The organism is Streptomyces sp. NPDC047130 (assembly GCF_040643475.1).
Taxonomy (GTDB): Bacteria; Actinomycetota; Actinomycetes; order Streptomycetales; family Streptomycetaceae; genus Streptomyces.
On sequence record NZ_JBEYUK010000019.1, the window covers coordinates 102,510 to 127,938 of the forward strand.

The 25,429-nt window shown below is 70.8% G+C and carries 18 protein-coding genes, 3 tRNA genes and 2 pseudogenes; 8 read left to right on the forward strand and 15 right to left on the reverse strand.

Features of this window, described 5'->3' with window-relative positions; genetic code table 11:
• Nucleotides 1-239: 239 nt before the first annotated feature.
• The 6 genes from ABZ836_RS22045 to ABZ836_RS22070 all read right to left on the reverse strand — a co-directional run bounded on the left by ABZ836_RS22045 (nt 240) and on the right by ABZ836_RS22070 (nt 6,050).
• A complete protein-coding gene (locus ABZ836_RS22045; RefSeq protein WP_361144623.1) occupies nt 240-2,477 on the reverse strand; it encodes a cell division protein FtsK in 2,238 nt (745 codons plus the stop codon).
• A gap of 128 nt (nt 2,478-2,605) precedes the next feature.
• Nucleotides 2,606-4,102, reverse strand: coding sequence for a DNA cytosine methyltransferase (locus ABZ836_RS22050; RefSeq protein WP_361144626.1), 1,497 nt, complete (start codon nt 4,100-4,102; stop codon nt 2,606-2,608).
• On the reverse strand, nt 4,099-4,443 hold the full coding sequence (locus ABZ836_RS22055) for a hypothetical protein (protein ID WP_361144629.1): 345 nt from the start codon (nt 4,441-4,443) through the stop codon (nt 4,099-4,101). The genes ABZ836_RS22050 and ABZ836_RS22055 overlap by 4 nt, the downstream gene beginning before the upstream one ends.
• Nucleotides 4,440-5,459 (reverse strand): DUF2637 domain-containing protein, encoded by a 1,020-nt coding sequence (locus tag ABZ836_RS22060; protein WP_361144632.1) that lies wholly within the window; start codon nt 5,457-5,459, stop codon nt 4,440-4,442. Before ABZ836_RS22060 ends, ABZ836_RS22055 begins: the two co-directional genes overlap by 4 nt.
• A complete protein-coding gene (locus ABZ836_RS22065; RefSeq protein ID WP_361144635.1) occupies nt 5,456-5,755 on the reverse strand; it encodes a hypothetical protein in 300 nt (99 codons plus the stop codon). Before ABZ836_RS22065 ends, ABZ836_RS22060 begins: the two co-directional genes overlap by 4 nt.
• Nucleotides 5,756-5,843: 88 nt before the next feature.
• The gene (locus tag ABZ836_RS22070) at nt 5,844-6,050 is read right to left on the reverse strand and encodes a hypothetical protein (protein ID WP_361144638.1); all 207 of its coding nucleotides are present in this window, start codon (nt 6,048-6,050) and stop codon (nt 5,844-5,846) included.
• 580 nt (nt 6,051-6,630) lie between these two features.
• On the opposite strand from ABZ836_RS22070, the gene ABZ836_RS22075 reads away from it, so the two are divergent.
• Entirely contained in the window at nt 6,631-7,404 is a 774-nt protein-coding gene (locus ABZ836_RS22075) for a GntR family transcriptional regulator (RefSeq protein WP_361144641.1), read from the forward strand.
• Nucleotides 7,401-7,952, forward strand: coding sequence for a GNAT family N-acetyltransferase (locus ABZ836_RS22080; protein WP_361144644.1), 552 nt, complete (start codon nt 7,401-7,403; stop codon nt 7,950-7,952). Before ABZ836_RS22075 ends, ABZ836_RS22080 begins: the two co-directional genes overlap by 4 nt.
• Before the next feature lie 25 nt (nt 7,953-7,977).
• On the opposite strand, the gene ABZ836_RS22085 is transcribed toward ABZ836_RS22080, so the two are convergent.
• From ABZ836_RS22085 to ABZ836_RS22095, 3 genes are all read right to left on the reverse strand, one after another.
• Nucleotides 7,978-9,168 (reverse strand): XRE family transcriptional regulator, encoded by a 1,191-nt coding sequence (locus tag ABZ836_RS22085; protein WP_361144646.1) that lies wholly within the window; start codon nt 9,166-9,168, stop codon nt 7,978-7,980.
• Nucleotides 9,119-9,751 carry a hypothetical protein gene (locus ABZ836_RS22090; RefSeq protein WP_361144649.1) on the reverse strand — a complete coding sequence of 211 codons (633 nt, stop codon included), beginning with the start codon at nt 9,749-9,751 and terminating at the stop codon, nt 9,119-9,121. Before ABZ836_RS22090 ends, ABZ836_RS22085 begins: the two co-directional genes overlap by 50 nt.
• Before the next feature lie 92 nt (nt 9,752-9,843).
• Complete coding sequence (locus ABZ836_RS22095) at nt 9,844-10,878, reverse strand: DUF3800 domain-containing protein (RefSeq protein ID WP_361144652.1); 1,035 nt, start codon at nt 10,876-10,878, stop codon at nt 9,844-9,846.
• Nucleotides 10,879-11,778: 900 nt separating this feature from the next.
• Here ABZ836_RS22095 and ABZ836_RS22100 point away from each other — a divergent pair.
• Both ABZ836_RS22100 and ABZ836_RS22105 read left to right on the forward strand, forming a co-directional pair.
• A tRNA-Ser gene (locus ABZ836_RS22100) sits at nt 11,779-11,878 on the forward strand.
• 170 nt (nt 11,879-12,048) lie between these two features.
• On the forward strand, nt 12,049-12,468 hold the full coding sequence (locus ABZ836_RS22105) for a hypothetical protein (protein ID WP_361144655.1): 420 nt from the start codon (nt 12,049-12,051) through the stop codon (nt 12,466-12,468).
• 20 nt (nt 12,469-12,488) lie between these two features.
• Here the strand turns inward: ABZ836_RS22105 and ABZ836_RS22110 are convergent, their stop codons facing one another.
• Nucleotides 12,489-12,794 carry a hypothetical protein gene (locus ABZ836_RS22110; protein WP_361144658.1) on the reverse strand — a complete coding sequence of 102 codons (306 nt, stop codon included), beginning with the start codon at nt 12,792-12,794 and terminating at the stop codon, nt 12,489-12,491.
• Between the two features lie 731 nt (nt 12,795-13,525).
• Between ABZ836_RS22110 and ABZ836_RS22115 the strand changes: the two genes are divergently transcribed.
• Nucleotides 13,526-14,071 (forward strand): SigE family RNA polymerase sigma factor, encoded by a 546-nt coding sequence (locus ABZ836_RS22115; protein WP_361144661.1) that lies wholly within the window; start codon nt 13,526-13,528, stop codon nt 14,069-14,071.
• An 80-nt stretch (nt 14,072-14,151) separates the two neighbouring features.
• Complete coding sequence (locus ABZ836_RS22120) at nt 14,152-15,810, forward strand: long-chain fatty acid--CoA ligase (protein WP_361144664.1); 1,659 nt, start codon at nt 14,152-14,154, stop codon at nt 15,808-15,810.
• A 136-nt stretch (nt 15,811-15,946) separates the two neighbouring features.
• Here ABZ836_RS22120 and ABZ836_RS22125 read toward each other — a convergent pair whose 3' ends face one another.
• Nucleotides 15,947-20,722, reverse strand: coding sequence for a PAS domain-containing protein (locus ABZ836_RS22125; protein ID WP_361144667.1), 4,776 nt, complete (start codon nt 20,720-20,722; stop codon nt 15,947-15,949).
• Between the two features lie 182 nt (nt 20,723-20,904).
• Nucleotides 20,905-21,606, reverse strand: a complete 702-nt coding sequence (locus ABZ836_RS22130; protein WP_361144670.1) for a hypothetical protein — start codon at nt 21,604-21,606, stop codon at nt 20,905-20,907.
• Between the two features lie 190 nt (nt 21,607-21,796).
• Between ABZ836_RS22130 and ABZ836_RS22135 the strand changes: the two genes are divergently transcribed.
• A tRNA-Ser gene (locus ABZ836_RS22135) sits at nt 21,797-21,890 on the forward strand.
• 272 nt (nt 21,891-22,162) lie between these two features.
• A tRNA-Arg gene (locus tag ABZ836_RS22140) sits at nt 22,163-22,235 on the forward strand.
• A 76-nt stretch (nt 22,236-22,311) separates the two neighbouring features.
• Here the strand turns inward: ABZ836_RS22140 and ABZ836_RS22145 are convergent.
• From ABZ836_RS22145 to ABZ836_RS22155, 3 genes and pseudogenes are all read right to left on the reverse strand, one after another.
• Nucleotides 22,312-23,539: pseudogene (locus ABZ836_RS22145) on the reverse strand (site-specific integrase).
• Nucleotides 23,536-23,742 carry an excisionase family DNA-binding protein gene (locus tag ABZ836_RS22150; RefSeq protein ID WP_361144672.1) on the reverse strand — a complete coding sequence of 69 codons (207 nt, stop codon included), beginning with the start codon at nt 23,740-23,742 and terminating at the stop codon, nt 23,536-23,538. Before ABZ836_RS22150 ends, ABZ836_RS22145 begins: the two are co-directional and overlap by 4 nt.
• Nucleotides 23,739-24,449, reverse strand: a pseudogene (locus ABZ836_RS22155) (replication initiator); the annotation flags it as partial. The pseudogene ABZ836_RS22155 and the gene ABZ836_RS22150, both read right to left, overlap by 4 nt.
• Nucleotides 24,450-25,429 lie beyond the last annotated feature (980 nt).

Sequence of the window (25,429 nt, forward strand, 5' to 3'; positions counted from 1 at the left end):
CCCCGAACGGCGACACCGCGCACTTTGCGATGTAACCGAGTGTGACGGTGAGTAGGCAGGCGATAGCGAGCAGGGCAGGGGGCATCACAAGGCCCTTCCAGGCTGGTTTCCGGGGTTTGCGCAGGTGGGGCGCTATCTGCTAACGACCTGATCAGGCATGGTTTCGGGCGCTAGCGGGGCCGCTAACGTTAGCGAGGCGTGCCGCTATCGTTAGCGGCCCCGGACCGCCCTCCGTCGCTCTACTTTCCGTTACGCTCTGCGACGGTTTCGGTGATGTGGGAGCGGTCGATGCCGCGCCGGTTCACGACCTTGCCGTCCACCCGGCGACCCACCTGGATCGTGGACACACCGTGGGGCTTGAGCGCGGCGGACAGGTTCTCCGGGTCCCAGCCGGCGTAGACCTCCGGCCGCAGCTCAGCAAGCCGGGCCACCACGGTCTCGGACCACATCTTGGTCTCCCTGGCCGGGATGACGGCGAGGATGTCGGCGAGCAGGTCGTAGGCCGGGCCGGTCACGGTCTCCAGGTTTTCGCCGGCGGCGTGGCCGGTGAGGAGTCCGGCCTTCTCCTTGGTCTTGCGGGCGCGGGCGGCGATGTTCTCGGCGCCGGGGGCGTCCACGTAGACGGAGGCGACGATCCTTGCGTCGGAGCCCTCGCCCACGAAGTAGTGGATGCCCTTGTCTCCCCAGGCGAACATGGTGGCCCTGACCCCGCGCTTGTACTGCGAGGTGCCCAGGACCATGTCGTTCTCGGTCTGGCCCATGACCTTCAGGCACCACCGGGCCGACGCGTTGGCGCTGATCCCGGTCGGGAGGGACTTGGCGTCCGGGCGCTGGGTGGCGAGCAGGACGACGATGCCGGTGGCCGGACCGCGCTTGACGAGGTCAGTGGCGATCTCCTCGAACTCCTTGCCGTGGTCGGGGTGCTCGAACAGGACCTGGCACTCGTCCACACCCACCACGATCGGATGCAGACCGAGGGACCGCTTGTCCGCGAGAGCGCTGGTCACCTTCGACTCCGGGCAGATGTCCCGGGGCAGCGAGCGGATCACCTTCGTGCGCCTGCGCAGTTCCTCGCGCAGGGCGCGGAAGTCGGCGAGCGCGTACTCGATGGCTTCGTCGTCGTCCCCGGCGGCGTGCCGGTGGGAGACGGCGTTACCGACCGGGTCCAGGTCGCCGGTGCCCTTCATGTCGTAGGTGTGCAGCTCAGCCCGCGGATCCAGCGCCGCGATGAGGAGAAGCAGCCTGAGCAGGAAGGTCTTGCCCATACGCGGGATCGCCCCGATGACGCCGGCGATGTACATGAGGGTGACCTCGACCCAGCGTCCGCGCTGGTCGGTCCCGTATGCGACGGGCCGGAAGAGGTCGACGGTGCCGGACTTGAGCAGGGGCCAGGCGGGCTTCTTGGCCTTGTTCATGTCCTGGTCGCCGACCCACAGCACCAGGTGTCCGGTGTGTTCGTCCGGCACTGCCTCCGGCCACACGCAGCCCAGCGGGCGCCGTAGGCCGGAGGCGAGGCGCTCGCGCTTCTCGATGATGTCGGTGACCGTCACGCCGAACGGCAGGTTGCCTTCCGCGCGCCAGCCGGGTCCGTCGCGGGTGATGGGTGCGGTGAACTCGAACCCGTCCCGGCCCTTGCCCTGGGCCTGGTTGATCGCCGGAATCCCGAGCGCTCCGAGGGCCCGGAGGACGATGTCGGAGGTGAGCTTGACCGCCTGCGGCATCTCCACGGCCCGGTGGACGAGTGGGGCGTCGGGGCGTCGGCCGGCCGCCCCGAGCGCCAGGACCACGGCCGTCACGGAGACGGTCTGGAGCCAGGCGGGGGCGAGGACGTAGATGGCGAGCGCGGTGCCGAGGCCGACGAACGCGGTGACCGAGGCGACGAGGGTGCGGAGTCGGACGCGGCCGTCGCGCTGGTGCGACAGCCGCAGGTACTCTGCGGCGTCCTCCCGCCGCACCGCCGAGAGGCGTACGGGCTCGCCCTCACGGTCGGCGACCCACCGGGCGGTGCCGCCGACGACCCGGGCCATGCCGCGCGGGGACTGGAGGGCGAGGCGGGCGGCGTACACGGGGGTGCGGAGCAGGTGGTATCCGGCGGCGTGGGTGTAGTGGCGGGCCACCCAGGCGGTGGCGGTCTTCAGCTCGGACGTAGACCGCAGCCAGACGGGGACGACATCGCGGCGGCGGGCGGTGGCGAGCCGACCGAGGTAGCCGGGACCGGCCGACTCGGGGGCGCTCTGGTCGACCATGACGGCCGCCGACCCGTCGCTCGACTCGAACTCCATCGGGTCGGCCGACTCGGCGGGGTGGGAGTCGGCCGACCGGTCGGCCACCGGTGCGGGGGATGGGTCGGGGAAGTGGTCAGGCTGGGCGGGGATGCTCGGGTCGGCCGACTGGGTACGGGCGGTGCGGGCCTTGTCCAGGTCCACCACGTCCGCCCCGCCGGCGGCAAGGCGCGGGATTTCTTCGGGCTGGTTCACTGGTCTTCTCTCCACTTCAGGGTGAGAGGAAAGGGCCCGGCCGCAGGCTGTAGGAGGCGGGCGGCCAGGCCCGGAAATCGCCGAATACGCGCCGGGAGAACCCAAGGGCACGCCCGGCGCGTACTCGCTCAGGCCGCGTGGGCGGCCGTGACGGACATGGCTTCCAGGACTCGCTCCCCGAGCCACTGGGCGACGTTGCAGGAGACGGCGTTTCCGGCCTGCATGGTCTGTTCGCCCTTGGTGCCGTGGACGATGTAGTCGGCCGGGAACCGCTGGGCCAGCAACTGTTCGCGCGGCTGGATCATCCGGTAGCGGCACTCCTCCACGGCAGGCGCCGGGGAAGCAAGTCCGGCGGAGTCGACCGTCGACAGCGTGTGCAGCGGCTCGCCGGTCGTCCTGGTCGCCGCGTTGCGGTAGGGGACGACGAGCCAGTGATGGCGCCCGCCAGCCGTCACCGCGTCCACGGGACGTGATACCGGAGTCGGCGTCGCGTTCCGGCGCAGGGTGACCACGAACGCGTCGTCCGCCTCGGGCGGCGTCACCAGGGCCTCGAACCCCTTCGGGTTGGCCATGCGCGTGCGCATCGGCTCACCCGTGGTCGTGGCGGTGGTGTTCCAGGTGCCGCCGGACGGGACGAGCAGAGCGTCCCCGATCTTCGCCGTTCGTGCGGCGAGCGGGGCCTGGTCGGCGGGGAGGGGGCGGCCGTCGTGTCCGGAGTGGTTGACCGTGAGGATCATGCGCCGGTCCCCGAGCAGCTTCAGCCCGGCTTCGATGCGCCGCAGCGTGTTCGCCGCCAGCGGCGGGAGCTTGTGCTGGGGGCGGTCGGCGATCCTCACCCCGAGGTTGCTCCAGTCGATGATGGACGCCGCGGGGCAGACGTAGGGCTCCACGACCTGGTGGCGGCACTTGCTGCCGTTGGGGCAGCGGTAGACGTACTGCTGCCGGTACTTCCCCAGCCGGCGGGCGCCCGGTTTCTTCCAGGACTGCACCGCGTGGACGTCCTCCCCGCACACCGGGCACCACGCGAGCGGGCGGGGCTCCAGGTCGGGAACCGGTACTCCGTCGCGGGTGAGGGCGACGTAGATGCGGTCGCGCCACTGGGGTGCGGGGTCGTTGCCGTCGCCGCCGATGTGGGCGGAGGAGACGGACACGAACTGGTGCTGGTAGCCGAGGGTTCGGGTGCCGGAGAGCCAGACGTCGAACAGCTCCCAGTCGGCGGCCTCGGCCACGTTCTCGATCAGGACCACCGGATAGCGGTGGACCTCCATGGCGCGCAGCACGTCCCAAAACGTCGCCCGTGTCCGTTCGAACGCCTTGGACGACACCGGCCCATCCTCGAGCAGGGAGAGTTGCCCGGCGGACACGTTCTTGCGGCGTCGGCCGCCGGCGGGGCTGAGTTCGGTGCAGATCGGCGACGCCCACAGCACGTCCGTGCTGGGCAGGCGGCGCATGTCGTAGTGGTCGATGTCCGCACACAGGTGATCGGCCTGCGGGTGGTTCGCCGCGTGGGTCTCGATCGCCCGCGCCCAGTGGTTCGCCGCGAGCCGCAGATCCAATCCGGCGGCCACCAACCCCGTTGAAGAGCCACCGGCGCCGCAGAACAGATCCGTGAACGTGAGCGTCACGTCCCTCCCCCTTCGGTCAGGTCGAACAGGCCCGGTCCGGGCTCCGGTGCCGACGTGCGTCGGGCCGCCCTGCGGGCAGCGGAGAAACAGCGCGGGCACCAGGCCCGCAACTGCGACGGCAGCAGGGAGGCCGCCTGTGCCGTCGGGAGTGACAGATCGGCCGGGGCCGCGATCAGGTGGATGCGGGAGCCGTGCTTGCTGGAGAAGCTGTCGTGACGGCGGGCGCAGGTTCCGGCTGTCCGCTCGTGCGGGTCGCCGCAGGCTCCCTGGCACTGGCAGACCCAGCTCGCCGCCACCATCACGGGCCGCCACGTGGTGACGGCCACGATCGGCTCGCTCATGCCGCCACCCCCTCGGGCGCCTCGGAGGGCTCTTCAGCGGGGACGGGGCGGAGGGTGCGGTCCTCGGCCCGCTCGGCGAGCAGGGCGTCCCGCACCGTGCGGGAGTTCGCCGCCGAACACCGCAGCGCGGTCCGCAGGGCCTCGGCGTTAATGGCGTCGTCCGCCCAGCTGGCGGTCAGCTCCCGCGCCTCGGTCAACAGCTCGGCCGCCGACCGCGGCGCCGCCCTGCCCTTGCCCGCCTTGCTCTTCGGACGCGTGGGGCTACGGCGTCGTGCCTTCTGCTCCATCACCTCCGGAGCCGTGGACTGCTCCAGGGCTGCAACCTCCTCCGGTCGGGCCTCTGGCTCGGTGGAGGGGGAGAGTTCGCCCATCTTCAGCAGCACGCGTTCCCGGCGCGGGGCCTTGAACCGCCACAGGCGGCCGTGCCGCTCGCGCAGGTCGGCGCGGGTGAGCTGCCGTTCCCGCTCGCGGACCAGGGCGTCGCTGTAGGAGGTGATCTCCCACAGGGTCATCCGCCGCCACAGCCCGAACGTGGACAGCGGGGCGAGGAGCCAGCGGGAGAAGCGGACCTTCTCCATGCGCCGCCCGGTCACCGCCCCGATTCGGGTGGCGTAGATGTGCGCGCCGATCTCGGAGAACACGACCCACAGCAGCGGCATCGTGCCGTGCGCGACCTTCGCCCACAGGCCGTGCCCGGCGGCGACGTTCAGGCCGCAGGTCACGGCGGTGAGCGCCCAGGGCACGAACCGCACCCAGCCGAGCGCCATGTCCATCCGGATCAGCAGCAGGTTGGCCACCGTGAACACCGGAATGGCGATGTCGATACCGACCGGCAGCATCCACGGGGCGCCGAAGCCCCACGCGGCGGCGGCCTCGGAGACGGCGTCGAAGGAAGACACCAGCCCCAGCGCGCCGACACCGGCCGCCGCCAGGGCACCGAACCCCGCCAGACCCATCTCCGGCTTGGTCAGCGGCGGGACCGTGGGCCGCTCGGTGGTGGTGGTTGCGGTGGTCATGCCGCCGCCCCCTTTCCGAGCGGGCGCCGCCGGCGACGGCGCACCGGGCGGGCGAGCGGGACCACGTTGAACAGCTCCGGCATCCGCGCCTCGATCGCCTCGGCGGCGACCCGGGACGCGTCGTCCGGCAGCTGCGGGTTGTCCGCGAGGATGTCCCGGGCCGCGTCCAACCGGGCCGCCCGCTCCACCTCGCTCTCGCCCTCCACACCCAGCCACAACTCCAGCGGGGTGCCGAGGGCCAGCTCGATGAAGTCGTCCGGGGTGACGGCCTGGTGGCCGCCGATGAACGTACGCACGATCACAACTCCTGACAGCAAAGGCCAGGGCCGGACGGAGAAGACCGTCCGGCCCTGACACAGGTGATTCGTTCGACGTGCGGGGCCCTCAGCCCCGCGGCTGGGCGGTGTGACCGGCCGCATTCTGCGACGCGTCCCGGTAAGCCGCCTGGTAGTAGGGCAGCGACCCACGCGACGGATGACCGGCGGACGCGGAAATCTCCACGATCCGCACTGCCAGGCCGTCCGCCCGGTGCTGCTCCTCAGCCGCGAACGCTTCCGCCGGCTGCTCGTTCCCCTTGCTGAACCGCCCCATCACCGACCACCCCTTGCACGGGCGTCGTCCTGGGACCGCTTGTTCTGCTCCGCGTTCTTCCGCGCCAACTCGGCGCGCTCCGCGTCTGTCAGACTGCTGACGAACACAGGTTCCTCCAGTCAGGACCTTGTTCAGCGCGGGTCTCGGGTGGCACCCCGGGGCCCGCGCGCTGTGTGAAGCCACTCCGGCTCCCCTCGGCGCCGCTCGTACGGGACGAGCGGCGGAGGCAACCGGCCGCAGGTGTGACCCTGCGGAGGTTGATGTCGTGCGGTGTCTCGCCTTCGGAAACACGAGCTTCCGTTTCAGGCAGTGCGAGACGGCGACCTTTCGGTCTCGCCCTCCGGTTGACCAGGGGTCCGGGTCCCTCGGCCCGCTCTGTCCCGGGCCCCTTGACGTGCATTGCAAGCGAGCCGCGACGCCCAGTCGTCAGGCATGCCTGACACACTTGAGCATGTTGCTCCGCTTGCCCAGCTTGTTGGTACAAGCTGATGCAGTGATGCTGCACCCACGGACAGTGAGCCGTCAAGCCGATCGGGGATACATGTACCGACAAGTTGGTCAGGTGCGTCATGATGGGCGCATGAACAAGCAGCCCAAGTACCGCCAGGTGGCCGACGCGCTGCGGCGCGAAATCGACCAGGGGGTGTTCCCGCCTGGCTCGCGTCTGCCGTCCGAGAGCGAGCTGTCCGCCCGTTTCGACGCGTCGCGCAACACGGTCAGGTCAGGGCTGGGCCTGCTGGTCAGCGAAGGGTTGATCTCCTCCAGCCAAGGGCTGGGGTACGAGGTGCGGAAGCACGAGGTGTTCGTGCTGAACGCCTCCAGATTCGAGAACCTGGAGTTCCCGCAGAACGGGGACGCGTACAACACCGACGTGACCAATGCAGGGCGGCGACCGCATCAGGACTTCCGTGTCGAGATGCTGCCCGCTCCCGACGATGTCGCGCGCCGGCTCTTGCTTGAGCCCGAGGCAGCCACGGTTCTGCGGTTCTGCCATCGGTTCGTGGACGACGTGCCGTGGTCCACACAGGCCACCTACTACCCGGCTTGGGTGACGGAGGCGGCACCGCGGCTGGCTCAGCCGGGCGACATCGACGAAGGGACCACCCGCTACCTCGCGGGCTACGGCATCGAGCAGATCGGCTACTTCGACGAGATCGCCACCCGCATGCCGACGCCGGAGGAGGCCCGCCTCCTGGAAATCGGCGCCGGCGTACCTGTCCTGCTCTGGACGCGCACGGGCTACACCGACGAACGACCGGTCCGCTGCACCATCACCACGTTCAGGGGCGACCTGAACCGCATGAACTACGAGATCGGCGACCTGTCCGCCCGGAGCGAGAACGAGCCTCAGTGAAAATTGTGCCTGCGCAGCCCGCCGACGTGGAAACCCTGCTCGCCTTCCGCAAGGAGGCGGCGGGGTGGCTTGCCCAGCTCGGCTCGGACCAATGGCAGCGGCCGTACCCTGCCGATCGCCTGCTCGCGACCATTGAGGCCGGGACCGTGTTCCTGGTTAAGGACGGCGAGACAACCGCCGCCACCATCACACTGACATCCGAGGCCGAAGAGGGCCTCTGGACCGAGGCCGAATTGAGCGAGCCGTCCCGCTTCATCAACAAGTTGACCGTCGCCCGCACGCACGCTGGCCAGAACCTCGGCGGCCGCCTTCTTGACTGGGCCTCGGACCACGCCTTCAGGGAAGGTGCCAAGTGGCTTCGCCTCGATGCGTGGACCACGAATGAAGCCCTGCAGCGTTATTACTTGGCTCAAGGTTTCGAGTATGTGCGAACCGTCACCGACGGTGGCGCAGTGAACGGCGGGCCGCGAGTGTCCGGATGGCTCGCACAGCGCCGCACGACAATCGCTGACCACCACTTCGAGTGTTTCTCCAGTTGTCCCTGCTGAGCCTTGTCCTTCCTTGAGCGCGAGACTAGAGAGCTTTGAGACGCGAACTGCGACGACGGCGGTCGCCTAGGCTGATGACGTTGTTCACTACGTGTGGCGATGGGGCGGTGGCAAGGTCGGGAGCCAGTGACCGCATGAGTACCGGATGGATCCCCAGTTCCTCGGCGGCCTGCAGGAGCGACGGCGGCTCGCCGTACTTACGGCCGAGCATTGCCCTCATAAGGGTCGGCTGCTCCGCGTGTACCACCACAGGCTCGGACTTCCGCCAGCCTCTTGCACCGAGTTGCTTGTAGAGGCTCTCGCGCCGGGCCTGATCGATGTATCCGAGATCGCAGGCACGGTTGATGAGTGCCTGGATGGATACACCCCATCGTTTCTTCAGGGCGGCGAACTCTCTAAGCATCAAAGGACCGCTGAACGCCTCTTCAGCACGCTCTCTCGGCAGCAAGAACGCGCCGGCGAACCGATGCGCTTCGCTTTCGGCGCGCTTAGAGTCCATGCCGCTTCGGCGCGAAGGGTGGAGCACGAGATGCCCCAATTCGTGCGCTGTCGTGAACCGCTGTCGATCGCCGCTACCAGCGGAAAAATAGCTGATCATGGACGGCTCGGATGTTCCTCTCCAGCATGAGGCACCGGAATGACCGACCACAATATCCTCGCCTTGCCCTTGGGAGTCCACCAGTATCAGGGGAACAACCGGAATGCCTGCGCGCTCGCACGCCCGGATCACGTGCCCGACTACTCCATCAGCGCCAATTCCCAAAGCGCCGCGGGTCTGTGCAGCCAGGTCCTCGATGTCGTCGCAGGTGATGTCTCCTTCGGCGCGAGGCAGCGAAGTCCGGCGCACCTTCGTGTCAGCCATCAACCGCACTGAAACACGGTAAGCCTCCCTGACAGTCGCTTCGACGCGGTGGACCTCCTTGGCTGATGCAGTGGCCTTCTTGCGAAACATGAGCGTATCGGCCGGAAGATCAGAAGGGTCGACGTCGAAGAACGACAGGGGAGTGCCTGTCGCGTCAGCGATACGCATCAGCACGTCGTGGGTGACGGGCTTGATACCCTTTTGAATCTGCGAGATAAGCGGTTGTGACACCCCAGCAGCCTGCGCGAGTTCCTCTTGAGTGAGCCCCATGAGGAGCCTCAGAGTTCGAATGCGCTCCGCTGGATCATGTGCCACTTCCTTCACCCTCTTCGCGCTGGTCTTCTTCGAACTCAAAGGGCAGTGCCAGACCCTTGTCGTCTGGGATGAACTCCCAGTCTGTAAACGATTCAGTGTTCCTGGGGAGTTCAAAATCGAGGTCAAACTTGGGCTGTCGACCCGGCTTCCACTCACCAATCGGACGAACGATGCGTATCGAGATTTCTCCGCCCTCTTCGGGAGGGGAGAGCCAGACGGCGAGGAGGTTGCTTGCCTCCACACCAAATAGATCGACAGTTCGATTGTAGTAGTAGCTGATCCGTGCCTTGTTGCGGCCTGGCGCTGGGATCATGTCAAACGGCGTCGCATGCAGGAGTCGCAGGGTCATCATCCCGTTGCGCAGATGCAGGCGCCCGCTGGAGTTCTTGACCGGCTCCCAGCCGCCGAGGTCCAGGTGCTCGGCGTGCCGCCGCTCGATGAAGCGACGTGCATGGTCGCGAGCCAGGTCGGTGCGGCCCTTGGTGTAGCCGCCGCCCGTCATGCCTGACTCGTCGTAGTGCGCGTGGGCGGCTGTGTAGGCGTGGTCAAGGGCCTCATGTAACGGGCCGGCCAGGCCCTCGGTCGCCGCAGTGATGATCGAAGCATCCTCGGGTGTGAGCATGGCGGTTATTTTATAACCGCCATGCTCACGTTTTCAATCAAGCTGCGCGCATCTCTCGGGCACGCTGAGAGGTGTCACGCAGGACCAAGGGCTCAGGCCCCGTCCGGCGGCTCGGCCGTCAGTCGTCGGGGGTTCTCAACGAGGGACAGGTCGGGCCAGATGCCCCCTACGCACCAGGTCATGGCCAGCTCCTCCACATCCTGCGCGAAGGGATCGGAGAGGAGCGTTACCTTTTGCGTTGCCCACTGGCGGACCGCGCCGGCTACCCAGTCAGCGATCTGTAGCTGGGGCACACTCCTGCTGTCGGAGAACCCGATGCTTGCCACAGGGAGGGGCTTAAGCGGTTGCCCAGGGCGAGCCGGATCTTCCAGCTCATGGACCGCAAGAAGTTGCCCCGCATGGCGTGCGATGGTCTTCGACTCGTCGTGTATCAGGGCGAAGTCGCCGATGGCCTCGGCCATGCCGCGGCACACCTCCACCAAGCACGGCACTGCCGGGTCGAGATTGTCGAGCACTCTTCCAGACGCAATCTCTGCGATGATGTCATCGGCCTGTGTCCGGGTATATTGCAGAAGGCCCGAAATATCAGCAAACTCAGGTTTCGTAGTGAATTGGTAGGCCGATATGGCGGCGAAGAGATCGTCGGCGCTGGCGCGTGTGCGCTTGCGAGCTGCATCGACGAAGGTCTGCAACAAGCGGTCGAACGAAGTTGCGTCCCCAAGTACTCGGCCAGCTTCGTGCAGCAAGCTGGCCAGAGCAGTTGCCGAGCCATCGGCGTACATGTTGTAGCCGTTCTCGTGCGCCAGCTCAACCACCAGGAGGTCGACCATTTTCGCCGTAACCATGAACCGCTTATGAGCGATGTACGCCCGGATCGTTGCATCGGACAGTGAGTCGAATGCTGATAGAAGCGCGGCACGGCCGTGGGGCGTCTTGGACAGCGCGGTGTACTTCGGTTCGCCGTGGCCCGAGGGGAGTGCTGCCTTTACGGCGTCCACGATCTGCTGAGCGAGCCCGTCATCGATGAAGACGGCTGCTGCGCAGAAAACGGGCTGTGCAGAATCGAGTAGGTTCTCACCTGTTGAGGACGATTCGTCAGCATATACGGTGCGGATGGCTCCTGGCATGGATGCAGCCTTCACGCTGAAGCAAGGGGTGTCGAGGCCCCTTCGAAGAACCCCTGCTTTCTGAGGCAGTTCTGGCTTGGGGTCGGATCGGTGCGGAGCTTCGCGCTGTCCGAAGACGCCGCGTCGCCAAGGTGATCAGGCGTCAGCGTTCAACTGCCGGAAGCGCGTGCAGCATGGACACCCTTCAAAGTGATCTACATCACGCCGCTTTTCAGGGCAAATCAATACATATGCCTCGGACATGGTGTGCATTTCTGAGACTTGGACGTTCCTGTGGCGTGATTACTGTTCCGGACGTGATATGCGATTCTGATTTGCGCAGGTCGGAGGCTTCCCCTAAGCGTCGGTTGCTGTACTATCCCGCTCTCTTTCTGCGTTCGGCGTGTAAGTGTCGGAGTGCCGTGTGACCGAGGTCACTGAATTGGCTACGTGTCAGCTATTACATCAAGATGAGGGCACGGATCGTGCCCCAAGATGGCGGGCACGGAAAAGCCCGTTCCCAAGCCGCACTTGCTGGCAGGCCGGTTGGCTTGGGAACGGGCGGTAGACCTCTGGAGGTCCAGTGATGAGTGTGCCCCTTAACCCGCTGGGTGTGTCAAACGGAGTGCCGCGACCGTGGGCGATAACGGTCATTGTCATTGTCTTGCTTGTTAGCGATGCGGCGGCCGACGTAGTGGGTGCCTACGCGGACACGCTGGCTGTCATGGCTGCCCTTCTGACCGGTGTCGGGGCGAAGGCTGGTGGGCGCCGGCAGGTAAGAAGGGCGCGGTTGTCTTTCGGAAGGCAGATCGCGATGGCCCTACGCGTGTCGGTGTTGCGGTCGCCAACCTGCTGAGGACCTGGGCATCTCTGGGCCATCTGTGGGCCAAGCGGCTGAACTGCGGGCCTGCGTGATGCTCCGGCGCAGGTGAGGCGCTGCTTGGGCGGCGAGGCGATAGCGGTCTTGAAAACCGTCGTGGCAGCGATGTCACCGTGGGTTCAAATCCCACCGCCTCCGCCGAGGTAGACAGCGGTCCACAGCTCAGAAGGGGCGCCCCGCCGGGGCGCCCCTTCGTGCGTGTCTTCCGCCTCCCCCTGTTCCAGAGGCGTCACTGTAGGCCAGGTTGTGGCCTGGCGGCGCGGAACAAATGCGTGGCCGACGGCGTCCCGGTGCCGGGAGGATGCGGTGGCATGGGCCGTGAGCGAAACGAGACGACCGGCCTGGAGTTCATCGCGACGCAGTGCGTGGAGCCGGTGGAGGAGCGGTTCGGGCGCCGGCTGGGCCGGAGTCTGGGGAGCCTCGGTGAATTGGACCGCGTCTGCGCCGCGTTGCGGGCGGACGGGCCGCTCGCCGAGGAGCGGCCGGAGCTGTGGGGGAAGCTGGTCGGCACCTACACGGGTGAGGTGCCGGTCCGGGCGTACGGGGGCAGCCGGATCACGCACGAGCAGTCGCCAGGCGCATCGGCCGTGGAGGCGCTCGGCGTGACCGGCTTCCCGTTCGGCATCGCGCACAAGGTGCTGAGCGGCGAGGAGTCCAAGAGCCTCGACCCGTGCGGGCGTTGGCGCTGCCTGCCGGTGATCGCGGCGGACCGGTTCCGTCCTGCGGAGTGAGGAACCGGCACCGCGGAGCGTCAGCCGGTGGCGGTGTCCGGCAGGTCGTCGTCGTGCGTGTCGGCGACGATCTCGGCAAGGGTGAAGACGGCTTCCCTGCTGGTCAGCAGGTTGTCGACACCCACGAAGTAGCTGCGTTCGCCGAGGCGGAAGACCCGTCGCCGCTGGCGTCGCCGCCCCGCCTCGCCGGCGGCCTGCTCGTACGTGTCGACGATCCGCAGCATCTCCGCCATCGCCTCCTCCTCCGTCCCCTCGAACTCGCGCTGGACGGTGTACCGGAACGACTCGGTCTGGCTCTTGGCTCGCAGGACGGCCCATCGCGGCATGGTGATCTCCGGTCCGTGGGGCGGCGCGGGCCGCGAAGTCACGCGGTGCGTCGCGGGGTTGGCGGGCACGGTAGCGGAGCGGGGGGCGTCGCGGGAGCCCTCTTCCCCGGAGAAGTCCTCGATCGGGGGTTTATCGGCGGACCGTCACGCTTGCGAGCGAACCGGTGGTCCGGTGCGGTTTGCCCAGGGGCCGGTGGGCATGTCTGGGGGCGAGGACGCAGCGGGGCGGTCCGGTCAACCGCCCCGTCCGACGGGGCGGTTCACCGGCCCGGAGGGAAAAGCCCTTCTCGTCACTCGGTGTTCTTGTTCATGTCCGCCCACCACCAAGGAGGAACCAGATGGCATCCATCCGCACGACCCGCGCCGGCAGCGCGGTGGCGCGCGGCGGCGGTCCCCCGGTGGGCGCGCTGCCCGCCGGGGGGTACGAGGCGGACCGGGGAGGTCTGTGGTGAGGGGGCCGCGGCCGCCGGAGCGCTAGGGCTTCCGGCGTCCGCGGGACGGAGCGTGCTTCATGGGGATTCGCGTGTGCGCGACGGCGGGCCTTCCGCCGTCGCGCACACGCGTGCGGTCACGCTCCGTCCGGCACGACCCGGCCCCGCCCCTCGGGGGAACCCCTACGCCGCCCTCCGCCTGGAGGAGGTCGGGTGGTCCCCCGCGTCCGACCTGCGGGGGACCCCGCTCGGGCCGTCCGGCCGATCCGCGCGAGGCCCGGTCGCTCCTAGCGTGAGGACATGACCCTCAGGACGTCACCGCCCCCGCCGCGCGCGACCTCCTATGCCTCCTTCACGTCGTACGTCCAGGCCCGCCGGCCGGTGCTGCTGCGCACCGCCCGGTCGCTGACCAACGACCCCGGGGACGCGGAGGACCTGCTCCAGACCGTCCTCGCCCGCATCTACCTCCACTGGGACCGGATCGCCGACCACGGCGCCCTGGACGGCTACGTCCGCCGCGCGCTGGTCAACACCCGGACCTCCCAGTGGCGCCGTCGCCGCGTCGACGAGCTCCCCAGCGACACCCTCCCCGAGCCCCGCGACATGGCCGCGGGCACGGGCCCCGTCGACCCGGCCGAGCACCAGGCGCTGCGCGACGCCCTGTGGCGTGCCGTCCTCCGCCTCCCCGACCGCCAGCGCGCCATCGTGGTGCTCCGCTACTACGAGGACCTCAGCGAGGCCGGCACGGCCGAACTGCTCGGCGTCTCGGTGGGCACCGTGAAGTCCTCGCTCTCCCGCGCACTGGTCAAGCTGCGGAAAGACCCGGAATTGCATGGTGTCAAGTAGTGACGTGAGCGCCTCCGCCTGTGCAGAATCTCCGGAAACTTACCCACGCGTAATGACGCGCGTTCCTCGGGGAGGCACCGGTGCAGAGCACGATGCAGGACGTCGAGCTGACGGTCTCGCGAATCCTGTCCCACGGCACGACCGTGCACGGTCGTTCGGAGGTCATCACCTGGACGGGCGAGGGCGCGCCGCAGCGCCGCACCTTCGCCGAGGTGGGCCGCCGGGCGGCACAGCTCGCCCACGCCCTGCGGGACGACCTCGGCGTCGACGGCGACGACCGGGTGGCGACGCTGATGTGGAACAACGGTGAGCACGTGGAGGCGTACTTCGCCGTCCCGTCGATGGGCGCCGTCCTGCACACCCTCAACCTCCGCCTGCCCGCCGAGCAGCTCGCGTGGATCGTCAACCACGCCGCCGACAAGGTGATCATCGTCAACGGCTCGCTGCTGCCGCTGCTCGCCCCGCTGCTGCTGCACCTGCCCACCGTCGAGCACGTCGTGGTGGCCGGCCCCGGCGACACCTCCCTGCTGGAGGGCTCGAGCGCCCGCGTGCACGAGTACGAGGCGCTGCTCGCGGGCAAGCCCGAGAGCTACGCGTGGCCCGAGCTGGACGAGCGCCAGGCCGCCGCCATGTGCTACACGTCCGGCACCACCGGTGACCCCAAGGGCGTCGTCTACTCCCACCGCTCCATCTACCTGCACTCGATGCAGGTCAACATGAGCCAGTCGATGGGGCTCACGGACAGCGACACCTCCCTCGTGGTGGTGCCGCAGTTCCACGTCAACGCCTGGGGCATCCCGCACGCCACCTTCATGACCGGCGTCAACATGCTCATGCCGGACCGCTTCCTGCAGCCCGCCCCGCTGGCCGAGATGATCGAGACGGTGCGTCCCACCCACGCCGCCGCCGTGCCCACCATCTGGCAGGGCCTGCTGGCCGAGCTCGACGCCAAGCCGCGCGACGTCTCCTCGCTGCGGCAGGTCACCATCGGCGGCGCCGCCTGCCCGCCCGCGCTGATGAAGTCCTTCGACGCGCTCGGCATGCGCGTGGTGCACGCCTGGGGCATGACCGAGACCTCCCCGCTGGGCACCGTGGCCCGCCCGCCGGCCCACGTCGAGCCCGGCAGCGACGAGGAGTTCGCCTACCGCACCACCCAGGGCCGCTTCCCGGCCGGCGTGGACGCCCGCCTCACCGGCCCCGGCGGCGAGCGGCTGCCCTGGGACGGCGAGTCCGCCGGCGAGCTGGAGGTGCGCGGCCCGTGGATAGCCGGCGCCTACTACAACGGCCCCGACGCCGAACCGCTGCGCCCGGAGGACAAGTTCAGCGAGGACGGCTGGCTGAAGACCGGCGACGTCGGCGTGATCAGCCCGGACGGCTTCCTGACGCTCACCGACCGGGCCAAGGACGTCATCAAGTCCGGCGGCGAGTGGATCTCCTCGGTGGAGCTGGAGAACGCCCTGATGGCGCACCCCGCCGTCGCCGAGGCCGCCGTGGTGGCCGTGCCGGACCCGAAGTGGGACGAGCGGCCGCTGGCCGCCGTCGTCCTCAAGGAGGGCGCCGAGGCGGAGTTCGCGGACCTGCGCACCTTCCTCGTGACCGAGGGCGGCATCGCCAAGTGGCAGCTCCCGGAGCGCTGGACGCGGATCTCGGCGGTCCCGAAGACCAGCGTCGGCAAGTTCGACAAGAAGGTCCTCCGCAAGCAGTACGCGGAGGGCGAGCTGGACGTGACCACCCTCTGACCACCCTGACCACCCTCTGACGGACCTCACGGGTCTCACGGACCTCAGGGACCTCAGGGACCTCACGGAAAGGGCGCCCCGCGGTTGGCCGCGGGGCGCCCTCCTTCGTCCGTCTGCCGGGACCGGCCCGCCGGGGTCAGTTGGTGCCGATGCGGGCCAACAGGTCGACCAGGCGCTCCTGGACCTCGTCCTCGGTGGACCGCTCGGACAGGAACAGCACCGACTCCCCCGAGGCCAGCGCCGGCAGCGCGCCCGGCTCCACGGGCGCCGTGTAGACCACCAGGGGGGTGCGGTTGAGGCGGCCGTTGGCGCGCAGCCAGTCGAGGATGCCGGCCCGGCGACGGTCCATCCGCATCAGGTCCGTCACCACCAGGTTGGGCAGCACCTGCGGGGCGAGCGCCACCGCCTGGGCGTCGTCGGCGGCCCGCCCGACCTGCATGCCGCGCCGCTCCAGCGACGCGGTCATCGCCGCGGCGATCTCGTCGCGCCCCTCGATCAGCAGCACCCGCGGCGGGTGCTGCTCGCTGTCCCGCGGCGCCAGCGCCTTGAAGAGCACCGCCGGGTCCGCGCCGTACGCCTCCTCGCGGGACGCGTGCGCGAGGCCCGCGGTCACCATCACCGGGACCTCGGCGGCCACCGCCGCCTCCCGCAGCGACTGCAGCGCGGTCCGGGTGATCGGGCCGGTCAGCGGGTCGACGAAGAGCGCGGCGGGGAACGCCGCGATCTGGGCGTCCACCTCCTCGCGGGAGTTGACCACCACCGGGCGGTAGCCGCGCTGGTTGAGGGCGTGCTGGGTGGTCGGGTCCGGGGCGGGCCAGACCAGCAGCCGGCGCGGGTTGTCCAGCGGCTCCGGCGGCAGCTCGTCGTCCATCGGGCGCGGCTGCGGCTGGTCCGACACCTCCACCGCCCCGCCCGGGCCGTCCAGCGGCTCCGGGCCCTCGGCGGCGTCCGCGTCCGGCGCGCCGATGGCGTACGACCGGCCCACGGTGTTGTCCGGCGCCGGACCCGGCCGCGCGGCGGGGGCCTGCGGCCGGGGCAGCCCGACGGAGGGCATCGGGGGCACCGGGGGCAGCGCGGGAGCGCCGCCCGGCACGGGCGTGGGCTGCGCGGGCGTCGCGTAATCGGTCCCCTCTGCGGCACGGTTGCCCAGCTTGCGGCGGCGACCGTTGGAGGCCGGGTTGGCCGGCGGGGGCGTCGGCTGGCCCTGCCCGGGACGGCGCGCGAACGGCACGCCCTGGCCGAGGGTGCCGAGGGTGCGGACGCTGAACGCACGGCCCTGGGTGCTGTTGGTGGTGTCGCCCGGGGCCGCCTGGGCGGCGGACGCGGCGGACGCGGAGGGTGCGGCGGGCTGCCCGGGTGCGGGGGCCGGGGCCGGCTGGGCCGGGACCGGAGCCGGGGCTGCCGGAGGTGCCGTGGGCGCGGCGGGCGCGGCGGCGGACTCGGCGGGCAGCGGCTGGGCGAGCCGCGGCTGCGGCGGCGGCGCGGGCTGCGCGGGGGGCAGCGCGGCACCGGCGGGGGCCGGCTGTGCCGGGGCGGCTCCCGGCGGGACGGCCGGGGCGGGAGCTCCACCGGGCACGGCGGCGCCCGGCCAGACCGGGGCGGGCGGCGGCACCTGCGCCGTGCCCGCACCCGCCGGGGCCTGCGCGGGCACCGGCTGGGCGACGTTCTGCGGCCCGCCCTGCGGGGGCACGGTGGTCATCTGCGGGGGCGCGGGCTGCCCGGCGGGCGGCTGCTGCGCCGGAACCGGCACGGGCTGTCCGCCCGCGGCGGGCACGGGCTGCGCCGGGGCGTCGGGAGCGGTCCCCTGCGCGGGGACGGTGACGGGCTGCTGCCCGGCCGCCGCGGCCTGCTGCCCGGCCACGGGCTGCGGAGCCTGCGCCGGCTGTCCCGCCTGCGCCGACTGCGGGGCCTGCACAGGCTGCGGCGTCTGGGCGGGCTGCGCGGCGGCAACGGGCTGGACCACCGGCTGCACGGGCTGCGGGGCGTGCACCGACTGCCCGGCGGCGCCAGGCTGAACCCCCGGCTGCACGGGCTGCGCCACCGCACCGGGCTGAACCTCCGGCTGCTGCACACCCTGCACGCCCTGCACGCCCTGCACGCCCTGCACGCCCTGCACACCCTGCACAGGCTGCGCGGCGACCCCGGGCTGAGCCACCGGCTGCCCGGGCTGCGCGACCGCTCCGGGCTGCACCCCTGGCTGTCCGGCCACCTGCAGCGGCACGGGCCGCGCCGCACCACCCGGCTGCTCGGGCCGAGCCCCGGCCGGCGGAACAGCCCGGGCGGCAGGCTGAGGCACCGGCTGCGGAACCGGCTGAGGCACCGGCTGAGGCGCCGGCTGAGGCGCCGGCTGCGGAACCGGCTGAGCCACGGGCGGCGGAACGGCCTGGGCGGCGGCCCCCGCGAGGTTCACCCCCGCACCCTCGGTCGTCCGGTCCGCGTCGGCCGGCGGCAGCGCGAACGGCGTGCGCGGCGCGGCCTCCTGTGCGGCGGCGTTCGCCTCGGCCGCCGCGGCGGCACGACGCCGCCGCCCGGACGGCTGCGCCACGGCCGCCTGCGCGTCCGGCCCCGTGTCACCGCCCGCCGGGGGCAGCGCTGCGGGCAGGGCGCCGACGGCCTGCCCCTCGGGGGCACGGCCCCCGGCGGGTACCGGGACGCCCTGCGGCGGCACCGTCCCGCCCAGTCCCTCGGCGGTGGCCGCGGCCCCCGCCGCGTGCTCGGCCGCCGTCACGACCGCACCGGTCGCCACGGCCCCGACCGCGGCACCGGCTCCGGCCTCCTCCGCGCTCGGCCGGCCACGCCGCCGACGACCCGTACCGGTGGCGGCCCCGGGAGCCTCCGCGCCCGCCGGGGCGTCCTGCGCGGGCAGCCGGACGTCGGCGGACTCGTCCGCCGCGGCACCCGCGCGCCGCCTGCGCCGGCCGGTGGGCGCGGCGGCCGGCGCCTGCTCGGGCACCACGGGCGGCGCGGTCTCCACGGGCGCGGCCTCCGCGTGCTCCGCGGGCGTGCTCGCGTCGTCCAGGAACGCGTCCACCGAGGACCGCCGGGCACGCCGACGGCCGGAACCGCCGCCCGGGGCCGCCTCGGGGGCCGGGACCGGCGCGGGGGCGGGCTCCGGAGCCGGCGCCGGGACCTCGACGACCCCCGCGCCCGAGCCCAGCGGCACCTCCAGCACGAACGCGCTGCCGCTCATCCCGGGCACCTCGTGCGTCTGCAGCACACCCCCGTGGGCGCGCACGATGCCCTGCACGACCGGGCCGTGGACCGGGTCGCCGCCGGAGTAGGGGCCGCGCACCTCGATGCGCACCACCTCACCGCGCTGCGCGGCCGCCACGACCACCGTGTTGTCCATGTAACCGCCCGTGGAGACGGGCGCGTTGCCGGTGGCGTCCACCCCGGCGACGTCCGCCACCAGGTGCGCCAGCGCGGTGGCCAGACGCTGCGGGTCGACCTCCGCCTCGATGGGCGGCGCGTGCACGGCGAACTGCACCCGGCCCGGACCGATGAGCTCCACGGCGCCGTCCACGCCGGCCGCGACCACCGCGTCCAGCATGACCTTGGCCCGGTCCAGCTTCTCGCCGCCCGTGGCCAGCGACTGGTAGCCCAGCACGTTGTCGATGAGCTGGGTGATCCGGGAGTAGCCGGCCGACAGGTGGTGGAGCACCTGGTTGGCCTCCGGCCACAGCTGCCCGGCGTCGTCCGCCGCGAGGACGGACAGCTCACGGCGCAGTTCGTCCAGCGGGCCGCGCAGCGACCGGCCGAGCAGCATCAGCAACTGCTCGTGGCGGGCGGCCAGTTCGTCGTAGCGGTCCTTCTCCCGCTCCGCGAGCGAGGCGTACCGCTCGTCGGCGGCGGCCGAGGCCTCGGTGAGCTGCTCGGCGAGCTCGCGGACCTCCTCCGTGCGGGCCTCGGTCAGCTCACGCACCTGCTCGGCGTGCGCCTCGGTGAGCCGGCGGAGCTCCTCGGCGTGCGCATCGGTCAGCTCCTCGACCTCGCCGACGTGCTGCTGGCGCAGGGAGGTCAGTTCCGAGGCGTGCTCCTCGGAGAGCTTCTCCAGCTGCTCCTCGTGCCGCTTCTCGGCGTCCTCACGCTCCTTGACCAGGTTGTCGAAGGGCCGGCGGTCGGTGAACGTCATCACCGCGCCCACCAGCTGGTCGCCGTCGCGCACCGGGGCCGTGGTCAGGTCGACCGGCACCTTCTCGCCGCCCTTGGACCACAGCACCTGGCCGCGCACCCGGTGCTTGCGCCCGGAGCGCAGGGTGTCGGCGAGGGGGGACTCGGCGTACGGGAAGGGGGTGCCGTCGGGGCGGGAGTGGAGGATCAGGTCGTGCAGCTCGCGGCCTCCGAGGTCGCTGGCCCGGTAGCCGAGGATCTGCGCGGCCGCCGGGTTGACCAGGACCACCCGGCCGTCGGTGTCGGTGCCGACGACGCCCTCCGCGGCGGCCCGCAGGATCATCTCGGTCTGCCGCTGGGACCGCGCCAGCTCGGCCTCGGTGTCCACCGTGCCGGTGAGGTCGCGGACGACCAGCATCAGCAGCTCGTCACCCGTGTAGGCGGGGCTGTGGCCGTCGTGGGCCTGGCCGCCGTTCTCCAGGTTGGCACTGGAGACCTCGACCGGGAACTCGCTGCCGTCGGTGCGGCGGGCGATCATCCGGGTCGGCCGGGTCCGCGCGCCGGGCTGCAGCGAATCGCCCGGCCGCCGCATGGAGCCGGGGATCAGCCGGGAGTCGAACTCCGGGAGCAGATCGAGCAGTCCGCGCCCCACCAGGGCGGTGCCGGGCGTCTCGAACGTGTTGAGCGCGATGGTGTTCGCGTTGACGACGGTGCCGTTGGCGTTGACCAGGACCAACGCATCGGGAAGCGCGTCCAGTATGGCTGCGAGGCGAGCAGCGCCTCGGGATGGCCTGCTGCTCACGAGACGCATTCCTCCCTGTTACCGCACCGTGCTGACCGTGTGGGCCATCTTGCCAACCGCCCCGGCACGTGTCACGGGCAGAGTCTACGGGCACCGGGTGACGCGGCGGCCCCGGATGAGAGGGAGGTCGCACAAGAGGTTGACGCGGAGTGCGGGGGAAACGGGGAGTCCCGCCCTCCGTTTCACGCGTCCTCCACGGACCGTTCCGGGCGGCCCACGGCCCGGATCTCCGGGAGGACCGGCACCAACGCGTCCCACCGCGCGGTGCCGCAGCCGTCCCGCCGGTCGTAGGTGGCGTCCACCCGCCGGCCGTCCCACCATCCGGTGATCCGCGCCGTCGCGGGGCCGCCGTCCACCATCGTGCAGAACGTCTTCGGAGCCGGCGGGGCGAACGGGTCACCGCCACCGACCCCTGCCCCTGCCCCGGCTCCGGTCCCGGCCCCGGCTCCGGTCCCGGCCCCGGCTCCGGTCCCGGCCCCGGCTCCGGTCCCGGCCCCGGCTCCGGTCCCGGCCCCGGCTCCGGCTCCGGTCCCGGTCCCGGCTCCGGTCCCGGCCTCGTCCCCGTCCCCGGGCCCCGTGGCGCGCGCCGGGCCGTCGAGCCGGGCGCAGGCGGCGGCCGCGTCGGGGTGGTCGCCGCCGGTGGGGTGGCAGCGGAGCCGGTACGTGCCGTCCAGGGCCCGGCCGGCGTCCCGCACGGTGACGGTCAGCCGGTCCCGCAGCCGGTGATCGTCGAGCGGTGCTCCGGCGGCGGGCGCCGGGGCGACGGCGAGGGCCCCCAACGCGGCCACGGCGGCCAGGGCCGCAGTGCGGGAGGCGCCGCGGGAGGCGCCGCCACGGGGGGCGGCACTGCGGGCGGCGGCGGTACGGGAAGTGCGGTGCGACATGCCCTGCTCAACGCGGGACGGGGCCTCCCGGTAGCGGGTCCCGCGCGGGTCTCCCCGATTCCGTCCGGCACGCCGAAAGCCCTTTGCCCTGCGGGCCTGCGTCCTAGTACCGTGGGGGCCAATTGGTGACGCGGCGCTCGTCTGTGTCATCATCTGCACACACCGCTCGCGCTTGCGCGAGAGCTGTGCTGGAGGCGTCGCCTAGTCCGGTCTATGGCGCCGCACTGCTAATGCGGTTTGGGTCTTAAAGCCCATCGAGGGTTCAAATCCCTCCGCCTCCGCCACGCTCGGGCCCTCGTTCTTCGGACGGGGGCCCGAGGTGTTTCCGGCCCCTGTCCGCACGCGCCTCCGCTACGGACCGGCCACCTCGCCACGGCGACGATCTTCCCCGCGCCCCCGCCCCCGCCCCCTCCGCCCCCGGATCGCCCGTTTCGACGTTTCCGCAGGTCAGGCAGGGTGTGCCGAATGGATTTCACATGTCGGCGGCAGTCATGTAATGTTCTTCCTGTCGCCGGGACGGGCCGAAAGGGCCGAAACGGAGACGACAACAAAACAAGCACTCGTAGCTTAACGGATAGAGCATCTGACTACGGATCAGAAGGTTGCAGGTTCGAATCCTGCCGAGTGCACACAGGTGAGAGGCCCCGGGAGATGATCCCGGGGCCTCTTGCGTTGCCCGTACAGCAGCGAAGTACAGCAACCGTGTCAGCCGGTACCGCCCATGGCGTCCGACAGCTGGCCGATCGCGGCCCGGACCGCTTCATCACTCGCCTCGGCGTAGACCTCCATGGTCATGGCGATCTGCGAGTGCCGGAGGATGCGCTGGGCCACCTTGGGGTGGACCTTGAGCGCCACCAGGAGCGAGCTGCACGTGTGCCGGGTATTGCGGAGCGGGATGCCGCGGAGGCCGGCGCGACGAGCCCGGAGGGCGAACATGCGGGTCGGGTTCCCCGGCTCGATCGGTGTCCCGTACTTCGTGGTGAAGACCAGCCCTCGAGTGTCCTGCCAGAGCTCCCCGGCAGCCTTCCGATCCCCTTCCTGCTTTGGCCCGCCGCATCCGCAGCGCTTTCAGGCAGAGGGCGGGGAGCGGCAAGAAGTCGTCGGAGTCCTCGGTCTTGGTCTCGCGGTGCAGGATCTCCCGCCCGGCACGCTGGATCTGGTGGTCCACGTACAGCTCACCCCGTTCGAAGTCGACCGACTGCCATGTCAGGCCCAGCACCTCCCCGCGGCGCAGGCCGAGGCAGAGCACCAGGACCCAGGCGGCGAAGAGATGGTCGTCCCGGGCCGCAGCGTCAGCGAGGAAGTGACTCGCCTCGGTGACGGACCACGGCTTGATGCGGTGTCTCCGAGGCTTGGGCACCTTCACCAGCGAAGCCACGTTCTTGCCGATCTCCTCCTCGGCCACGGCGTGCGTCAGGGCAGCCCGAAGGGCATCCCGCGCGGCCTGGACCACCCGCCGTGAGGGGAAGGCCTCACAGCACTCACCCACGGCGCAGCACCGCCGACGGGAAACCGGCCGCTTGGCGTCCTTCTCCTGGGCGCAGCACTGGCAGACTGCCGCCAGCTTGGTCAGCCATTCCCGCACGTCACGTACAGACAGCCGGTCGAGCCGCTTCGCTCCCAGATACGGGGCGATGTAGAGCCGGACCGAGCCTTCGTACGAGACGTAGGAAAGAGGCGCAAGGTTCGGCTTCACGATCGACTCCAACCAGTAGGCGAGGAACGCGCCCACCGTCCGTTGCCGGGTCACCACGGGGCCCTTCTTCGCCTCCGCGTGCAGGTTGAGCCACTTCTCGTGGACCTCTTCTCGGGTCTTGCCGTAGGCGTACTTACGGGCACGCTTGCCGTCTGGCTTGGTCACCCAGACGTACGCGGCGTAGCCGTTCTTGTAGGGGTAGATCGAGCCCTCACCGTTGCCCCGCTTGCCGCTCATGCGCAGATCCCCTCAGCGCCGGCCGCGACGCGCTGCACGTACTCGTCCACCCACTCAGGGAGGATGCGCCGGTTGCGGCCCACCTTGACCGAGCGGATCTCTCCGGTCAGGACGAGCATCTTGGTCTTGGACAGGCCGAAGCCGAGCATCTCGGCGACTTCTGCCGTGGTGTGCCACTTCCGAGTGATCACAGTGGTGGTCATGCTGCGGCTTCCTCCCAGTCGAGTTGGTCGTGCAGCGCTTGGCGTGCGGTTTCGCGGTTGGTGCGGATGTCTCGGGCGATGGAGGCTGCGAGCCAGGATTCGCCGGGGGTGTGGCCGTGTCCGGCGTAGGTCCAGTGGGCGAGGACGAGCGTGGAGCCCTCCGAGTCGACGCCGGAGGCGGGCAGGCCGCGTTCGCGGCGTTCCTGGCGGGCGCGGTAGTCGGCGCGGGTCTGGCGCAGGGCGCCGAGGGTGGTGGAGTAGCGGCGGGACTTGGTGGAGAAGTGGCCGCGGAAGCCGAGCATGTGCGCCCAGCGGGCGAGCAGCCGTTCCGGGTAGGCGGCATCGAGCGCCCAGCAGGCTTCGATGAGCCGACGCGTATGGAGCGGCAGGCCGGGGAGCTTGTCCAGCTCCGCCAGCTCGCCGATGCGGCGGTCGACGGTGCCGGTGGTCTCGGCGGCCTTGGTGGCGTACTTGGCGACGTAGGAGGCGACGGCTTCTTCGGTCAGTTCTTCCCGGCCCAGCGCGCCGATGGGCTGCACGTCCACCTGCGATCCCCAGCGCAGGGTGCGGGCGGGCTGGTCGTCGGCGGCGGGGACCAGGACCACGACGCGGGCAGTGGCGGCACGGATCGCCGCGTCGAGGAGGGCGACCGTCGCCCATGCCGGCGGAGGCGAGTCGGGACCTCCCGGGCCGTCGAGGCGGACGACAAGGCGACCGACGTCGGCTCGTCGGGGTCGAAGCAGACCTCGAACCAGCCCGTATCGGAACAGCGACAGGCCCCCTCAACCTGCGGGCGGTTACCGCGGTTGATGGCCGTGTCACTCACCTGGAATATGCCCACCGTGAGCGACGCCAGAGACGATGCCCTGCGCAGCCGGGCAGCACTCGGAAACCGCGCCTTGTGTGCGCGCATCTGCTCCTTGGTGGCGGTCCCGGCCAGCGACAGCACCTCGTAGCTGTAGAGGAAGGCCGCGGAGCGGTAGAGCTCGGGCAGGCCCATGCGCAGAGCTCCCTCAGCGATCCAGGCTCCGAGCTGGGCGTCATCTCCCCGCTTGTAGGAGTACGAGGTGGGCATGTCCGAGGCATAGAGGGCGACCGCACGTTCTCCGTTGGACAGGTCCTCGACTAAGCCCGTGACCGGGGCGACCTGCGGAGCGCTCAGCGTTGCGGGCATGATGGAAGTCCCTTCGTGGGAGCGAAAGCGGCGACTTGACTTGGCGGTTGGGCGCCGCTTTCTGCTGCGCGAAGAGGGATGACCCTCTTGCTCAACTTGTTGGTACAAGAAGTCTGAGGGTCGCTGAAGTCAGCGTCACGGGTTTCTCTACCTCATCAAGCCCGGCTGCGCTCCGCTCCGCCGGGCGCGCTCCCGGCTCCGCGTCGCGCTGCGCTCCTGCCTTCGGCCCGCTCCGCGCACGCTGCGCCGACGCGCGCCCACGACAGGATGGGGCCGGGACTGCAAGGCGAGTACCGCACGACCGGGGTCGCGGTGAAGGACATGCCTCCGGCGGGGGATCGGCCGACGCCGGGATGGAGGGGGCGCCGCTGCCGAGTGCCGGCCGAGTGTGGCGAGCGTAGGGAGCTCCCATCCCGTGTGCCGTCGACCCAGGCAGAGCCGAGCAGACACGGCACCTGGCGTCCAGGTCGTTCGTACAGTGGCGCGCTCCACCTGGACGCCAGGCACCGCGCC

Excerpts from the sequence above, each read along its gene's own strand:
- ABZ836_RS22055 (WP_361144629.1), bottom strand. The coding sequence starts at position 4,443 with ATGAGCGAGCCGATCGTGGCCGTCACCACGTGGCGGCCCGTGATGGTG.
- ABZ836_RS22060 (WP_361144632.1), bottom strand. The coding sequence starts at position 5,459 with ATGACCACCGCAACCACCACCACCGAGCGGCCCACGGTCCCGCCGCTG.
- ABZ836_RS22070 (WP_361144638.1), bottom strand. The coding sequence starts at position 6,050 with ATGGGGCGGTTCAGCAAGGGGAACGAGCAGCCGGCGGAAGCGTTCGCG.
- ABZ836_RS22075 (WP_361144641.1), top strand. The coding sequence starts at position 6,631 with ATGAACAAGCAGCCCAAGTACCGCCAGGTGGCCGACGCGCTGCGGCGC.
- ABZ836_RS22090 (WP_361144649.1), bottom strand. The coding sequence starts at position 9,751 with ATGCTCACACCCGAGGATGCTTCGATCATCACTGCGGCGACCGAGGGC.
- ABZ836_RS22095 (WP_361144652.1), bottom strand. The coding sequence starts at position 10,878 with ATGCCAGGAGCCATCCGCACCGTATATGCTGACGAATCGTCCTCAACA.
- ABZ836_RS22105 (WP_361144655.1), top strand. The coding sequence starts at position 12,049 with ATGGGCCGTGAGCGAAACGAGACGACCGGCCTGGAGTTCATCGCGACG.
- ABZ836_RS22110 (WP_361144658.1), bottom strand. The coding sequence starts at position 12,794 with ATGCCGCGATGGGCCGTCCTGCGAGCCAAGAGCCAGACCGAGTCGTTC.
- ABZ836_RS22115 (WP_361144661.1), top strand. The coding sequence starts at position 13,526 with ATGACCCTCAGGACGTCACCGCCCCCGCCGCGCGCGACCTCCTATGCC.
- ABZ836_RS22130 (WP_361144670.1), bottom strand. The coding sequence starts at position 21,606 with ATGTCGCACCGCACTTCCCGTACCGCCGCCGCCCGCAGTGCCGCCCCC.
- ABZ836_RS22150 (WP_361144672.1), bottom strand. The coding sequence starts at position 23,742 with ATGACCACCACTGTGATCACTCGGAAGTGGCACACCACGGCAGAAGTC.